At 66.3% G+C, this 13,771-nt stretch carries 13 protein-coding genes; 8 read left to right on the top strand and 5 right to left on the bottom strand.

Annotated features, from left to right (window positions below; translation table 11 throughout):
- Nucleotides 1–61 precede the first annotated feature (61 nt).
- Genes BLQ85_RS16280 through waaF form a run of 3 tightly spaced genes read left to right on the top strand, consistent with a single transcriptional unit; the run spans nucleotide 62 to nucleotide 2,221 of the window.
- Nucleotides 62–1,000 (top strand): branched-chain amino acid transaminase, encoded by a 939-nt coding sequence (locus BLQ85_RS16280; protein WP_007873858.1) that lies wholly within the window; start codon nucleotides 62–64, stop codon nucleotides 998–1,000.
- Between the two features lie 8 nt (nucleotides 1,001–1,008).
- A complete protein-coding gene (locus tag BLQ85_RS16275) occupies nucleotides 1,009–1,218 on the top strand; it encodes a zinc-finger domain-containing protein (RefSeq protein ID WP_074578284.1) in 210 nt (69 codons plus the stop codon).
- Complete coding sequence (gene waaF / locus BLQ85_RS16270; protein WP_074578283.1) at nucleotides 1,205–2,221, top strand: lipopolysaccharide heptosyltransferase II; 1,017 nt, start codon at nucleotides 1,205–1,207, stop codon at nucleotides 2,219–2,221. Before BLQ85_RS16275 ends, waaF begins: the two co-directional genes overlap by 14 nt.
- Here the strand turns inward: waaF and BLQ85_RS16265 are convergent.
- The 4 genes from BLQ85_RS16265 to BLQ85_RS16250 form a co-directional block, all read right to left on the bottom strand.
- On the bottom strand, nucleotides 2,218–2,841 hold the full coding sequence (locus tag BLQ85_RS16265) for a carboxymuconolactone decarboxylase family protein (RefSeq protein ID WP_074578282.1): 624 nt from the start codon (nucleotides 2,839–2,841) through the stop codon (nucleotides 2,218–2,220). The two genes, waaF and BLQ85_RS16265, sit on opposite strands and share 4 nt — an antisense overlap.
- 304 nt (nucleotides 2,842–3,145) lie before the next feature.
- Nucleotides 3,146–4,387: an ATP-binding protein gene (locus BLQ85_RS16260; RefSeq protein ID WP_074578281.1), complete on the bottom strand. Its 1,242-nt coding sequence runs from the start codon at nucleotides 4,385–4,387 to the stop codon at nucleotides 3,146–3,148.
- Nucleotides 4,388–4,392: 5 nt separating this feature from the next.
- Nucleotides 4,393–5,109 (bottom strand): response regulator, encoded by a 717-nt coding sequence (locus BLQ85_RS16255; RefSeq protein ID WP_074578280.1) that lies wholly within the window; start codon nucleotides 5,107–5,109, stop codon nucleotides 4,393–4,395.
- Nucleotides 5,110–5,304: 195 nt separating this feature from the next.
- Nucleotides 5,305–6,651: an AmpG family muropeptide MFS transporter gene (locus BLQ85_RS16250; protein WP_074578279.1), complete on the bottom strand. Its 1,347-nt coding sequence runs from the start codon at nucleotides 6,649–6,651 to the stop codon at nucleotides 5,305–5,307.
- Nucleotides 6,652–6,682: 31 nt separating this feature from the next.
- On the opposite strand from BLQ85_RS16250, the gene BLQ85_RS16245 reads away from it, so the two are divergent.
- The 5 genes from BLQ85_RS16245 to BLQ85_RS16225 all read left to right on the top strand — a co-directional run bounded on the left by BLQ85_RS16245 (nucleotide 6,683) and on the right by BLQ85_RS16225 (nucleotide 12,667).
- Nucleotides 6,683–7,525, top strand: a complete 843-nt coding sequence (locus BLQ85_RS16245) for a M48 family metallopeptidase (protein WP_074578278.1) — start codon at nucleotides 6,683–6,685, stop codon at nucleotides 7,523–7,525.
- Between the two features lie 27 nt (nucleotides 7,526–7,552).
- Complete coding sequence (locus BLQ85_RS16240; RefSeq protein WP_074578277.1) at nucleotides 7,553–8,710, top strand: HPP family protein; 1,158 nt, start codon at nucleotides 7,553–7,555, stop codon at nucleotides 8,708–8,710.
- A 303-nt stretch (nucleotides 8,711–9,013) separates the two neighbouring features.
- Nucleotides 9,014–9,355, top strand: coding sequence for an Hpt domain-containing protein (locus BLQ85_RS16235; RefSeq protein WP_074578276.1), 342 nt, complete (start codon nucleotides 9,014–9,016; stop codon nucleotides 9,353–9,355).
- A gap of 21 nt (nucleotides 9,356–9,376) precedes the next feature.
- Complete coding sequence (locus tag BLQ85_RS16230) at nucleotides 9,377–12,274, top strand: PAS domain S-box protein (RefSeq protein ID WP_074578275.1); 2,898 nt, start codon at nucleotides 9,377–9,379, stop codon at nucleotides 12,272–12,274.
- Between the two features lie 6 nt (nucleotides 12,275–12,280).
- The gene (locus BLQ85_RS16225) at nucleotides 12,281–12,667 is read left to right on the top strand and encodes a response regulator (protein WP_074578274.1); all 387 of its coding nucleotides are present in this window, start codon (nucleotides 12,281–12,283) and stop codon (nucleotides 12,665–12,667) included.
- Nucleotides 12,668–12,894: 227 nt separating this feature from the next.
- Here the strand turns inward: BLQ85_RS16225 and BLQ85_RS16220 are convergent, their stop codons facing one another.
- Nucleotides 12,895–13,761: an exodeoxyribonuclease III gene (locus BLQ85_RS16220; RefSeq protein WP_074578273.1), complete on the bottom strand. Its 867-nt coding sequence runs from the start codon at nucleotides 13,759–13,761 to the stop codon at nucleotides 12,895–12,897.
- Between the last annotated feature and the right edge of the window lie 10 nt (nucleotides 13,762–13,771).

The following is a 13,771-nucleotide window of genomic DNA, read 5'->3' as shown; positions in this document are numbered from 1 at the left end:
GGGCTGCGCCCCGCCCGCGCCCGGCTTCCCGCATCACCCCACATAGAACAGGATTCCCATCATGCCCCCAGTAGCACCCTCCATGGCAGACCGCGACGGCAAAATCTGGATGGACGGCCAGATGGTCGACTGGCGCGACGCCAAGATCCACGTGCTGAGCCACACCCTGCACTACGGCTGCGGCGCTTTTGAAGGCGTGCGCGCCTACAACGCGGCCGGCGGCACGGCGGTCTTCCGCCTTGAAGAGCATACCGAGCGCCTCTTCAACAGCGCCAAGATCCTGCGCATGAAGATTCCCTTTACCCAGGAAGAAGTCAACGAGGCCACCAAAGCCGTGGTGCGCGAGAACAAGCTGGAGTCCTGCTACATCCGCCCGCTGACCTGGATAGGCTCGCAAAAACTCGGCGTCAGCCCCAAGGGCAACCAGATCCACCTGATGGTCGCGGCCTGGGCCTGGGGCGCCTACCTCGGTGAAGAGGGCATGAAACGCGGCATACGCGTGAAAACTTCAAGCTACACGCGCCACCACGTCAACATCACCATGACGCAGGCCAAGGCGGTCAGCAACTACACCAACTCCATCCTGGCCAATATGGAAGCGCTGGACGACGGCTACGACGAGGCGCTGCTGCTGGACGCCTCGGGCTTCGTCAGCGAAGGCGCGGGCGAGAACATCTTTGTGGTCAAGGGCGGCGTGGTCTACACGCCCGACCTCTCGGCCGGCGCGCTCAACGGCATCACGCGCAACACCATCCTGCACATCTGCAAGGACCTGGGCCTGGAACTGGTGCAAAAGCGCATCACGCGCGACGAGGTATATATCTCCGACGAGGCCTTTTTCACAGGCACCGCCGCCGAAGTCACGCCGATCCGCGAACTCGACCGCATTGAAATCGGCGCCGGCTCGCGCGGCCCCATCACCGAAAAGATCCAGAGCGCCTTCTTTGACATCGTCAACGGCCGCAATCCCAAGTACGCCCACTGGCTGGCCAAGGTTTGAGCATATCTATGAGCACCTCTTCTTCTGTTGAACTGCTGGCCTCCGACCTGAACGCGCAAGGCGGTGTCTACTGCCCCAACCCCAAGGCCGACATGAAAATCTGGAACAGCCATCCCAAGGTCTACCTGGATGTGGCGCGTACCGGCGAAGCGAAATGCCCCTATTGCGGGACCGTCTACAAATTAAAAGACGGCGAGCATTTCGGTGGCGGCCACTAAAAACACCCTCGTCATCGCTCCACAGTGGATTGGGGATGCGGTGATGACGGAGCCGCTGCTGCGCCGGCTGCATGCGCGCGGCGAGCGCCTCTCGGTGGGCGCCTTGCCCTGGGTCGCGCCGGTGTACCGCGCCATGCCGCAGGTGGCCGAGGTCATCGAGTTTCCTTTTGCGCACGGCGGCCTGCAGTTCCGGGAACGCCGGGCGATCGCCAAACGCATTGAAGGCCGTTTCGACAAAGCCTATGTGTTGCCCAACTCGCTGAAAAGCGCGCTGCTGCCCTTCCTTGCCAGCATTCCCGAGCGCATCGGTTATTTCGGCGAAGCGCGCGTGGGCTTGCTCACGCACCGGCTCAAGAACCCCAAGAACAAACCGCCCATGGTGGCGTTTTATTCGGCCTTGAGCGGGGAGGGCGATCTCGACAAGGACAAACCGCGGCTGCAGATGGCGCCGGCCGAAATCGACCAGGCGCTGGCCGAACTGGGCTTGCGGCGCGGTGCTTATTACGTGTTCGCGCCGGGCGCCGAATATGGCCCCGCCAAGCGCTGGCCGGCCCGCCATTTCTCGGAGCTGGCCGCGCGGCTGGACTTGCCGGTGGTGCTGCTGGGCTCGGGCAAGGAAGCGGCGCTGTGCGATGAGATCGCTGGGCCCGTGAATGCGGCGCATGCCGGCCAATGCCTGAACTTCGCGGGCAAGACCTCGCTGGTACAGGCGCTGTGCCTGATCGCCGCCTGCAAAAGCACGGTCAGCAACGACTCGGGTCTGATGCATGTGGCGGCGGCGTTCGGCGTGCCGCAGGTCGCGATTTTCGGTTCGTCCAGCCCGTTGCACACGCCGCCGCTGAGCGGCAGGGCCAACGTGCTCTGGCTCAAGGCCGATGCGGATTACCAGCCGCCGCTGGACTGCGCGCCCTGTTTTGAACGCGAATGCCCGCTGGGCCACACGCGTTGCCTGAACGACATCAGCGCCGACCGCGTGCTGGCGGCGCTGGCGCCGATGTCCTAGGCCGGGAAGGCGGACAGGGGCGCCACGCCCGGCTTGGCCTGCGTCGGCGTGCGCGCCACATTCATGACCCAGCACACCATCACGAAGTAACCCACAAGGCTCACGAGCTCGACCACACCCTGCTCGCCAAAGGTTTTGACGGCCGCGGCATAGGTGGCATCGCTGCAGCCGTGCTGGCGCAGCACTTCGAAGCTCAGGTCCAGGGCGACGGCTTCGTCATCGGCCATGCCACGCGGCTGGCGGCCGTCGGCGATCGCGTCCACGGTGGCCTGGGCCACGCCCGCGGCCACCGCCAGCGGCGCATGCATCAGCCATTCGAACTGGTTGGCGGTGTGGCGGGCCGCCACGCAGGTCGCGAGTTCGCGGATGCGCGCGTCCAGCGTGCTCTCGAAACGCAGGTAAGCCCCGACGTCGCCGACGCGGCCCATGAGCTGCGGGCTGCGCAGCAGCGGGATGAAGGGGCCGAACACGGCCTTGCGCGGCCCGGCGATGATGGCATCGGCGGCTTCGCGCTGCGCCGGCGACATGGCCTCGCGCGGCATTAGCGGCATGCGGTCCGCGGTGGACGGGAAAAAGCCCTGGGGGATGTTGGCGGGCTGGGGCGTGGCGGCGGTGCTCATGGCTTGCGGTCCTGTGATGGGAAGGAGGCCCAAGGGTATCAAAGCCCGCGCTGCCCGGCACCGGGGCAAAAAAAGGCCACCTCGCGGTGGCCTGTTGAAAGTTCTCCTGGGTGGGAGAACGTCGTTGGGAGATCAAATAAATGCTTCACCGACGTCTGAGTTTTTATTTCCCTGTTTCCCTCGAATTGCGGGTGTTGTGACAGCAACGTCCGCAACTGTCGGCGATTGCGCAGGGTTTGACCATTCTCCAAATAGAGGAGACGGCCGGGATTTCAGCTGAATCGTCGCAAGTTCGTGATTTATTTCACGTTGCGGGCTGGGCGGCCGCATGGGCCACGGGCAGCTCCACGATGAAGGACGCGCCGCCGCCGGGCCGTGCCTCGCAGCGCACGTTGCCGCCATGGCGCTGGCTGATGGACTTGACCAGCGCCAGGCCCAGGCCCACGCCGCCCTCGCGCTCGCTGGCGCCGGGCAGGCGGTAAAAAGGCTCGAAGATGCGTTCGCGCTGGCCGGCCGGAACACCCGGCCCGCGGTCGTGCACCTTGACCACGGCCAGCTGTTTGGCGCCGACGCGGGTCTGCGCGAGTTCGAGGTTGATTTCGCCGGTGCTGTAGCGCCTGGCGTTTTCCAGCAGGTTGCGGATCAGTCGGCGCAAGAGGCGCGGTGAGCCCTGCACGGTCAGGCTGTGGCTGGCGGCGTCCAGCCCCAGGCCGGCGGCCGGCTGCTGGCCGAGTTCCGCGCTGAGTTCGGCGTTGACGCGCGCGCATTCCTCGGCCGCCAGTCCCGTGAGGTCCAGGGTTTCAAAGGGCTCCGCGTCGGCCTGTTTGGCGTCCAGCCGGCTGGCCAGCAGGATTTCGTCGATCAGCTGGTCGAGCTCGTTGATGCTGCGCGAGATTTCCTTGCGCTGGGGCGAGGCGGCGTCGGTGCCCATGAGCTCCAGGCCCATGCGGATGCGTGCCAGGGGCGAGCGCAGCTCGTGCGAGGCATTGGCCAGCAGCGATTTGTGCGATTCCATCAGGGTTTCGATGCGCTCGGCCGCGTGGTTGAAGCGCCCGGCCAGGAAAGCCACTTCGTCTTTGCCGTCGGCATTGACGCGGGCCGACAGGTCGCCGGCGCCCCAGCGCTCGACGCCGCGTTGCAAGGCCTCGAGCCGCTGCGTCAGCCGCCGCATGACGGGGTAGGCGCCCACGGCCACGGCCAGGCCGACCAGGCCCAGCATCCAGCCAAAGCCGAAACCAAAAGGCGGGCGCATCCAGGGGTTGCCCGGCGGGCGCTTGGGCCGGGGCAGCAGCAGGTTCAGGCTCCGGCCGTCATTGGTCACGACGTCGAACTCCAGGTCATCGCCGAGCTTGCGGTCGGGCCGGGTTTGCGCCGTGCCTATGACTTCGCCCTTGTCGTTGTGTACCAGCACTTCGCGTATCGGCAACTGCGGCGGGTCGGCACTCAGGCGCCAGGCCGCGCCGACCAGGAAAGTCAGCACGACCACGGTGGCGACCACCGCCAGCCAAATGCGTACATAGAGGTGCGAAGTAAAACGGCCCCACATGAAGATCAGTCCTGCTGCTTGGCGAACACATAACCCACGCCGCGCACGGTGAGTATGCGTTTGGGATCCTTGGCGTCGGCTTCGATGGCGCTGCGTATGCGGCCCATGTGCACGTCGATGGAGCGGTCGAAGGCCTCGAGCTCGCGCCCGCGCACGGCTTCCATGATCTGGTCGCGGCTGAGCACGCGGCCGGCGCGCTCGGCCAGCGCCACCAACAGGTCGAACTGGTAGGAGGTCAGTTCGCAGGGGCTGCCCGACACCGAGACGGTGCGCGCATCGCGGTCGATTTCCAGCGAACCGAAGCGCATGACCTTGTGGCCGCCATTGGCCGCGGCGCTGGCGGTGTCGCCGCCGCGGCGCAGCACGGCGCGTATGCGCGCCAGCAGCTCGCGCGGCTCAAAAGGCTTGGGCAGGTAATCGTCGGCGCCGATTTCCAGGCCGACGATGCGGTCCATGGGGTCGCCCTTGGCGGTGAGCATCAGCACCGCGGTGTTGGCGCTGTCGCTGCCCTGGCCCTTGATGCGCCGGCATACTTCCAGGCCATCCATGTCGGGCAGCATCAGGTCCAGGATGACCAGGTCGGGGGTGTTGCCTTCCAGCGCGGCCAGCCCGCTCGCGCCGTCGGCCGCGTGGGTGAAACCATAGCCCGACTGGCGCAGGTATTCGCCCACCATGCTGGCCAGGCGGGCGTCGTCTTCGATCATCAGGAGTTGTTGGGTCATGGAGAGGTCCTCGGTTGCAGGGTGTGTCCCCCGGGTGGAACACGATGGATTCATGGTGCGCCGCACGCAACAATCGCACTTGAAGCCATCGTAAAGTTACGGTAAACCGGGGCGACAGCCACCAGCATACTCCGCTGCGCGGGTATCTGGCGGCTGTTTTGCAGCTATTAATTTAATAGCTGCAGGCGCCTGTTCCTATTGGGATTTAGGGGGCTGCAGCCGCGAGGCCAGGGCCACCAGCAGCAGCACCGGCAGGCCCAGCAGGGCGGTCGCGGTGAAGAAATGGCTGTAACCGAAGGCGTCCACGTACTTGCCCGAGTAGCCGGCCAGGAACTTGGGCAGCAGCAGCATCATGGAGCTGAACAGCGCGTACTGCGTGGCCGAATAATTGACGTTGGTCAGGCTGGACAGGTAGGCGATGAAGGCGGCAGAGGCAATGCCGCTGGAGAGGTTGTCGGCCGAGATCACGAAGATCAGCGCGCTGACGTCATGGCCGCGCGTGCCCAGCCAGGCGAACAGCAAGTTGCTGCCCGCGCTCAGCACGGCGCCCAGCATCAGCACGCGCATCACGCCAAAGCGCATGGCCAGCGCGCCGCCGATAAAGGCGCCGGCCAGCGTCATGACCACGCCGTAAATCTTGGTCACCGCCGCGACCTCGTCCTTGGTATAGCCCATGTCCACGTAAAACGGGTTGGCCATGATGCCCATGACCACATCGCTGATGCGGTAGATGGCGATCAGCGCGAGGATCAGCAGCGCCTGCTTGCCGTAGCGGCGCAGGAAATCGGCAAAAGGATCGACCAGCGCGGTCTTGAGCCATTCGGTGGCATTGCGCGAGGGCGGCAGCACGCGGGCCGCCGGCTCGGGCGACAGCAGCACGGTCGCCATGCCCAGCAGCATGGAAGCGGCCATGGCCAGGTAGGCGACCTGCCAGGCGCCGTGCTGGTAGGTGGCCGCGTCGCCGACTTCGGCGCGCGCGGCGATCCACAGCGCGCCGGCGCCGGCCCAGATCATCGCGATGCGGTAGCCGGTCTGGTAGGCGGCTGCCAGCGCCGCCTGGCGCTGCGTGTCGGCCGATTCGATGCGAAAGGCGTCCAGCGCGATGTCCTGGGTGGCCGAGCCGAAGGCCACGGCCAGCGCGCACCACACCACGGGCAGCAGCGCCACCCGGGGGTCGGTCAGGGCCATGCCGGTGAGCGCCGCCGCGATGACCAGCTGCGATAGCAGCAGCCAGCTGCGCCGGCGCCCGAGCAGGCGTGTCAGCAGCGGAATCGGCATGCGGTCCACCAGCGGCGCCCACACCCACTTGAAGCCGTAGGCCAGGCCCACCCAGCTCAGGTAGCCGATGGTGGTGCGGTCTATGCCGGCTTCGCGCAGCCAGAAGCTCAGCGTGCCGAACACCAGCAGCAGCGGCAGCCCGGCGGAAAAGCCCAGAAACAGCATGCGCAGGGTAGCCGCCTCGGCATACACATGCCAGACATCGCGCCAGGAGTTTTTGGGAGGGGAAGGGGAGAGCTCGGCGGAGGGGGTTTTGTCTGACATGGTGATTTCGATTTGTGACTATTATTCACCCATGTGCTTTTTATGCGATGCCAAACACTCCGCCTGGCCCGGCCGCCGGGCATTTCTGCTGGCTGCCGCCGGCGCCGCGGCGACGGCCGCCACCACGCCGCTGCGCGCCCAGGTGGATGTCGGGCCCGCGTCCCAGCTGCGCAACCTGGTGCCCGCCGACGAGATCGAAAGCGCCGCCACCCAGGAATACAGCAAGCTGCTGGCCGAAGCCCGCGCCAAGGGCGCGCTGGCGCCGCAAGGCAACCCGCAGCTTCAGCGGCTGCGCGCCATCGCCGCAAAGCTGGTGCCGCAGACCGCCCAATGGAACGACCGTGCCAGGCAATGGCGCTGGGAGGTCAACCTGCTGGGCAGCAAGCAGATCAACGCGTTTTGCATGCCGGGCGGCAAGATCGCTTTTTATACCGGTATCCTCGACCAGCTCAAGCTGACCGACGACGAGGCGGCCATGATCATGGGCCACGAAATGGCCCACGCGCTGCGCGAGCATGCGCGCGCGCGCATTGCCAAAAGCCAGGGCACGGGCACCCTGTTGTCGCTGGGCGCCCAGCTGCTGGGCTGGGGCCAGGTCGGCGACCTGGCCGCCAGCATAGGCACGCAGCTGTTGACGCTGCGCTTTAGCCGCGAGGACGAAACCGATGCCGACCTGGTGGGCCTGGAGCTGGCCGCGCGCGGCGGCTACAACCCGCAGGCGGCCGTCAGCCTGTGGGAAAAAATGGGCCAGGCCGGCGGCGGATCTTCCGGCCCGAGCTTTCTGTCCACCCATCCTTCCGGCCCCGAGCGCATCCAGCAACTGCAGGCCAATGTGCCCAAGGTGCAAGCCCTTTATCAACGCGCCCGCAGCTAAGCAGGCCGGCCGTCTCCGGTAACCGGTTTGACGCAGCGCGCCGCTCTCTTCTCGCGCGCCTGGTGGCGGGCTTTTCGCCCGGCGCGCACCCGCATCAACACACGCGAGCGCCTGCGCCTGGTGGCGGGTTCGCTGTTTGGCATCTTCCTGACGGGGCTGCTGTGCCATCTGGCCGGCTGGGTGGTGCCCGGCCTGCCCTGGCTGGTGGCGCCGCTGGGGGCCAGCGCGGTGCTGATCTTTGCCGTGCCGGCCAGCCCCATGGCGCAGCCCTGGCCGGTGGTGGGCGGCAACACGCTGTCGGCGCTGGCCGGCATCGCCGGGGTGCACGGCGCGCACCTGCTGGGTTCGCCCGAGCTGGCTGCGGCCCTGGCGGTGGCCACGGCCATTGCGCTGATGCTGGCGCTGCGCTGCCTGCACCCGCCGGGTGGGGCCACGGCGCTCATGATGGTGCTGGGCGGCATCTCCAGCCCGGTGTTCGCCTTCTATCCCGTGATGCTCAATTCGGTGCTGCTGGTGCTCATGGGCATCCTGTACAACAACGCAACGCGGCGCGCCTACCCGCACACGCAACTGCCGCCGCCGGGCGCGGCGCCCTCGGCCCAGGACCGGCAGCTCGATGCCGACCTGGACGCCGTGCTGGCACGCTACAACCAGGTGCTGGACGTGAGCCGCGACGACCTCAAAGCCCTGCTGGCCGAAACCCGGCTGCGCGCCTACGACCGAAAGCTGGCCGAGGTGCGTTGCGAAGACATCATGTCGCGCGAGCTGGTGACGGTGGAATTCGGCACGCCGCTTGAGGAGGCCTGGGCCCTGCTGAGGGAGCGCCGCATCAAGGCGCTGCCGGTGGTGGACCGCGGCTTTCGCATCGCGGGCATCATCACGGTGGCGGACTTCATGCGCGCCGCCGACCTGGACCTGTACGAGGGCTTTGACGCCAAGCTCAGGCAGCTGGTGCGCAGCACGCGCAGCGTGTATTCGGACAAGCCCGAAGTCGTGGGGCAGATCATGACCCGCAACGTGCGCGTGGCGGGCCGGCAGCGCCGGCTGGTCGAACTGGTGCCGCTGTTCGGCAGCACGGGCCACCACCACATCCCCATCATCGGCGAGGGTGAACGGCTGGTCGGGATTATTACCCAGTCGGATTTGGTCGCCGCGCTCGGCAAGGCGGCTGACCCGGCGGCGTGATCAGGAGTGAGGTGTTTGGTGAATGAGGTCAAAGGTATTCAATTGCTGCGCGGTTGTTGATGTAGTTCGCCACATATCAAGGCATAAGGTTTAACGAATTTGCCTTGAGCGGTTTTCGCGCGGGGTGGACCCGCGCCAAAGAGGCGTCCAGGGCGGCAACCACTCGTACTTGTCCTACGCTGCTTTTTGATACTTGCGCCTTAAGATGGGCCGCATGAGCCCTCCCCTTCTTTCAGGACAAGCCGCCTTTTTCGCGCGGTGGCAGGGCACGGACGCACGGCGGGCACCCTCCATCCCGAAGCCATGACGCGCACCGATCCGGCCCTGATCGCATTCCTGGAGGAGCAGCGCGCCGATTACACCCGTTCCCTGCCGCGCCGCCTGGAACAGGTCGGGCTGCTCTGGCAGCAGATTCTGCGGGGCGAGGACCTGGCCCAGGCTTTGCCGACGCTGGAGCGCCATGCGCACAGCCTGGCCGGCTCCGCGGCCACCTTCGGCTGGGCGGAACTCGGGCTGGCCGCGCAGGCGCTGGAGTTTGCCCTGGGCCCCCATGTCGGCACGGAGCAGGCGCTGGCGCCCGAGGCGCAGGCCGAAGTGGGCCGCGCCGTTGAGCAATTGCAGCAACGCTTTCACGGCGCTGCCTGACGGCTTGCGAAGGAACTGCCCATGCCATCCTCCGCCATCTTCCTGAAAAAGATCAAGGTCGCGATGGCCGGCGGTGTGGTGCTCATGGCCGTGGTGGGCACGGCGTCCTATATGGCCATCAGCCGCTTGCTGGAAACGGCGCAGTCCCGTGTGCGGACCGAGGACACCCTGGTGATGCTGGAGCGCGTGGACTCCAGCCTGCGAACGGCCGAGTCCACGCTGCGGCAGTACCTGCTGAGCGGCCGCGAGGACGACCTGGCGGCCTTCCAGGAGGCCCGGGTCGAATTGCGCGCCGTCAGGGCCCGCACGCGCAGCGCCAATGTGTTGCAGGAGGCGGCGGATTTTGACGAACTGATCAACCAGCGCGCCCAGACCGCGAACCAGGCCATTGCGGCACGCCAGGCAGGCGGCGCCGAGGCCGCGGCGGCCGTCCTGGCCAGCCAGGCCAGCCGTGATTTGCGCCTGCGCACCAATGCACTGCTCGAAGGCGCGCGCAACCGCGAGTCCTACAAGTGGCGTGACGCACAGGCGGCGGCCGAGCGCAGCGCGCAGTGGGCGCTGAGCCTCATCGTGGCCGCCAGCGCCCTGTTTTTCGGCATGCTGGGCTGGGTCGTTTATGTGGTCAAGCATTACGAACAGGTGCGAAAAAGCGGCGAGGCCCAGCTGCGCGACAGCGAAGCCATGAGCCGCAGCATCACCGAAGGCATGGTGGAGGCCGTGATCACCACCACCTCGGAGGACATCGTGCTGGAGGCCAATGCCGCCGCGCTGCAGCTTTTCGGCTATGAGCGCAGTGAGTTGGTGGGTCGCGACGTCTCGGAACTGGTGCCCGAGCGCCTGCGCGGCCAGTACAAGGAATTCACCGCGATGATGCATGCGCGGCCCGGCGCCTTCCGGATTTCCGGGCGCGAAGTACTGGCCTTGCGCAAGGATGGCACCGAATTCCCGGTCAGCGTGTCCTTCAGCGACGTGCAGGTGGGCGGGCGGCGCGTGTTCACCGCGCTGATGCATGACATCACCGAAAGCAAGCGCATCACCAAGGCCCTGCGGGCCAGCGAGTCGCAGCTGCGCCAGGTCACCGACACGGTGCCGGCCCTGATCGCCTACCTGGACACCGACCAGCGCTTTCGCTTCCACAACCGGGCCTATGAGGACAACTTCGGCCTGAGCTACGAGCAGATCGACGGCAAGCCGCTGGCCGACGTGCTGGGCCCCCAGGTCTATGAAACGGTGCGGGAAAAGGTGGACGAAGTCCTGAGCGGGCATACGGTGCGCTACGAGCGCACGCAGGTCACGCCCCAGGGCGAGCGCAGGCACTACGCGATGCAGTATTTCCCGCGCTACGGCGAAGGCTCGGCGGCGGACAAGGTGATCGGCTTTTTCTCGCTGGGCACCGACATCACCGAGCTCAAGCGCATAGATCGCATGAAGACCGAGTTCGTTTCCACCGTCAGCCACGAACTGCGCACGCCGCTCACCTCGATACGCGGTTCTCTGGGCCTGATCTCGGGCGGCGTGGCCGGCCAGTTGCCCGATGCCGTCAAGAGCCTGGTGACCATTGCGCAAAACAACTGCGAGCGCCTGATCCGGCTGATCAACGACATTCTGGACAGCGAAAAAATCGAATCCGGCAAGCTGCGCCTGGACCTGCAGGTGGTGGACCTCCGGCAGCTGGTGCAGCAGACCCTGGTCGCCAACGAGGGTTTTGCCAGCCAGCACGGCGTGAGCCTGGTGATGCGGGCACCCGAGGCGGCGCTGCACGTGCGCGTCGACAGCGACCGCATGACCCAGGTGCTGACCAACCTGCTGTCCAATGCGGTGAAGTTTTCGCCCAAGGGCGGTGTGGTGGAAGTCAGGCTCTCGCGTACGGCGCAGAAGGTGCGGACCGAGGTGGTCGACGCCGGCCCCGGCATTCCGGAGGAGTTCAGCGCCCGCATCTTCCAGAAGTTTTCGCAGGCCGATTCCTCCGACACCCGCCAGAAAGGCGGAACCGGCCTGGGCCTGAACATTTCCCGCGCCCTGGTCGAAAAAATGGACGGCACCATCGGCTTTTCCAGCAAGGCGGGCATGGGCACCACCTTCTTTTTTGAGATGCCCGAATGGACAAACCCGGTGCCGCTGCTCAAGCCCCTGCGGCCGCCCTCGGTATCGTCACGCCCGCGCATCCTGATCTGCGAGGGCGACCCCGACGTGGCCCGGCTGATCAGCATGATGCTGGGCAAGGCCGGTTTTGATTCGGACATGACCTACAGCGCCGAGGAGGCGCTGGCCAGCCTGGCCTCCAACAGTTACGACGCGGTGACGGTGGACCTCAAGCTGCCCGGCCAGAACGGCGTGTCCTTCATCGGCCAGCTGCGCGAGGACGAGAGCACGCGCAACCTGCCCGTCGTGGTCATTTCGGCCATGGCCGAGCAGGGCGAATTGCAATTCAACCGCAAGCCGCACACGGTGTCGGACTGGCTGAAAAAACCCATCGACGAGCACTTGCTGGTTCACAGCCTGCGTCGCGCCGTCGCCAGCCTGGACTCGGGAAAGCCGCGCATCCTGCATGTCGAAGACGACCTGGACATCCAGCGCATCACCGCCGCCATCGCCCAGGAGTTCGCGAGCTTCGAATTCGCCGCCACGCTGGACGAGGCCCGCGCCCTCCTGCGCGAGCACACCTTTGACCTGGTGCTGCTGGACCTGGCGCTGGGCAGCCATTCGGGCTGGGACCTGTTCGAAGACATCGACGCGCTGGACCCCCGTCCGCCGGTGATCGTGTTCTCGGCCGGCGACGTGGAACCCTCGGACGGCCGGTATGCCGACGCGGTCCTGGTCAAGGCCCATACCTCAAACACCGAACTGCTCAATACAATCCAGCGAGTCCTCCAGATTCCCGGTGATCCGGGCCCAACCCGTCCCCAAGCCTTGAGTTGAACCATCATGACCAAACCACTGAACCGCATCCTCTATGTTGAAGACGAGCCCGACATCCGCATGGTGGCGCAGATGGCGCTGCAGGCCGTGGGAGGCTTTACCGTGATCGCCTGTGCCTCCGGCCAGGAGGCGCTGGATGCCGCGCCCGGCGCCGGGGCCGACCTGCTGCTGCTGGACGTCATGATGCCCGGCATGGACGGGCCCACCACGCTCAAGGGCCTGCGCGAGCTGCCAGCCACGGCCAGCACGCCGGTCATCTTCATGACCGCCAAGGTTCAGGCCGCCGAGGTGGCGGTGTACAAGGGCCTGGGCGCGCTGGAGGTGATTCCCAAGCCTTTCGATCCCATGGAGCTGTCCACGCAGATCCAGCGGATCTGGGCAGAGCAGAGTTAGGCCCCCACGGTCGCGCACTTCGTGTCGCTCCCTGCCCCCCGAGGGGCCACCCGCCCTCCGGCCCGGCAAAGCCGGTTCCGGGGCTCATGCTGGCTTGAAGAGTTCAGGGCGGAACTAGTGGGTGGTGGTATTTCACCAGCGGGGGCCGAGGGTCCGGCTTTGCCGGCCCAAGGCGCCGCCCCCTGGAAGGGGGGGACGGGCTACACGCAGTGAACCCCGGGCGGGGGTCAAAGTCCAAACTCATAGTCCACACTCATGGGCGCGTGGTCGGAAAAACGCTGTTCCTTGTAGATGTGCTCGCTGCGGGCCAGCGCCGCGAAGGCCGGCGTGGCCAGGTGGTAGTCCAGGCGCCAGCCCACGTTCTTCGCATAAGCCTGGCCGCGGTTGCTCCACCAGGTGTAGGCCGCATCGGTCGCCGTGGGCTGCAGCTTGCGGTAGACGTCGACCATGCCGCCGCCTCGGGTCGAGGGGCCTGTGCGCTGCGTCAGCTCGTCGGCTGCCTCGTTGGCCAGTTCGGCGTCGCGCAGCAGTTCGGTCATCCAGGCGCGTTCCTCGGGCAGGAAGCCGCTGTTTTTCCGGTTGCCCTTGAAGTTCTTCAGGTCGATCTCCTGGTGCGCGATGTTGACGTCGCCGCACAGCACAAAATCGCGCGTTTCCTTCAGGGCCAGCAGGCGCGGGTAAAACTCGGCCAGGAAGCGGAATTTGGCGGCCTGGCGCTCCTCGCCCGAGGAGCCGCTCGGGAAGTAGCAGCTGATGATGGAGAGTTTGGGGCTCAGCTTGCGCCCGGGCCTGTCAAAGCGCAGCTCGACGTAGCGCCCTTCGGCGTCGAATTCGGTGGAGCCGTAGCCCACGATCACGTCGCTGGGTTCATGGCGCGTGTAGATGCCCACGCCGGAATAGCCCTTTTTCTCGGCAAAATGAAAATAGCCCTTGAGGCCGGCGATTTCCTCGAAGCGGCCGCTCATGTCGGCCGCCTGGGCCTTGAGCTCCTGCACGCAAATACAATCCGGCATAGACTGCGCAACCCAGTCCAGCAGCCCTTTGCTGGCCGCGGAGCGGATACCGTTGAGGTTGAGGCTGGTCAATTTAAACATGGGACTTCCA

It is taken from the genome of Polaromonas sp. JS666 (assembly GCF_900103405.1).
In the GTDB taxonomy this organism is placed as follows: domain Bacteria; phylum Pseudomonadota; class Gammaproteobacteria; order Burkholderiales; family Burkholderiaceae_C; genus Polaromonas.
The sequence above is the reverse complement of the archived record's forward strand: the minus strand, read 5'-3'. Positions and strand labels throughout refer to the sequence as shown.

Excerpts from the sequence above, each read along its gene's own strand:
- BLQ85_RS16265 (WP_074578282.1), bottom strand. The coding sequence starts at position 2,841 with ATGAGCACCGCCGCCACGCCCCAGCCCGCCAACATCCCCCAGGGCTTT.
- BLQ85_RS16220 (WP_074578273.1), bottom strand. The coding sequence starts at position 13,761 with ATGTTTAAATTGACCAGCCTCAACCTCAACGGTATCCGCTCCGCGGCC.
- BLQ85_RS16275 (WP_074578284.1), top strand. The coding sequence starts at position 1,009 with ATGAGCACCTCTTCTTCTGTTGAACTGCTGGCCTCCGACCTGAACGCG.
- BLQ85_RS16260 (WP_074578281.1), bottom strand. The coding sequence starts at position 4,387 with ATGTGGGGCCGTTTTACTTCGCACCTCTATGTACGCATTTGGCTGGCG.
- BLQ85_RS16255 (WP_074578280.1), bottom strand. The coding sequence starts at position 5,109 with ATGACCCAACAACTCCTGATGATCGAAGACGACGCCCGCCTGGCCAGC.
- BLQ85_RS16280 (WP_007873858.1), top strand. The coding sequence starts at position 62 with ATGCCCCCAGTAGCACCCTCCATGGCAGACCGCGACGGCAAAATCTGG.
- BLQ85_RS16230 (WP_074578275.1), top strand. The coding sequence starts at position 9,377 with ATGCCATCCTCCGCCATCTTCCTGAAAAAGATCAAGGTCGCGATGGCC.
- BLQ85_RS16225 (WP_074578274.1), top strand. The coding sequence starts at position 12,281 with ATGACCAAACCACTGAACCGCATCCTCTATGTTGAAGACGAGCCCGAC.
- BLQ85_RS16245 (WP_074578278.1), top strand. The coding sequence starts at position 6,683 with ATGTGCTTTTTATGCGATGCCAAACACTCCGCCTGGCCCGGCCGCCGG.
- BLQ85_RS16250 (WP_074578279.1), bottom strand. The coding sequence starts at position 6,651 with ATGTCAGACAAAACCCCCTCCGCCGAGCTCTCCCCTTCCCCTCCCAAA.
- BLQ85_RS16235 (WP_074578276.1), top strand. The coding sequence starts at position 9,014 with ATGACGCGCACCGATCCGGCCCTGATCGCATTCCTGGAGGAGCAGCGC.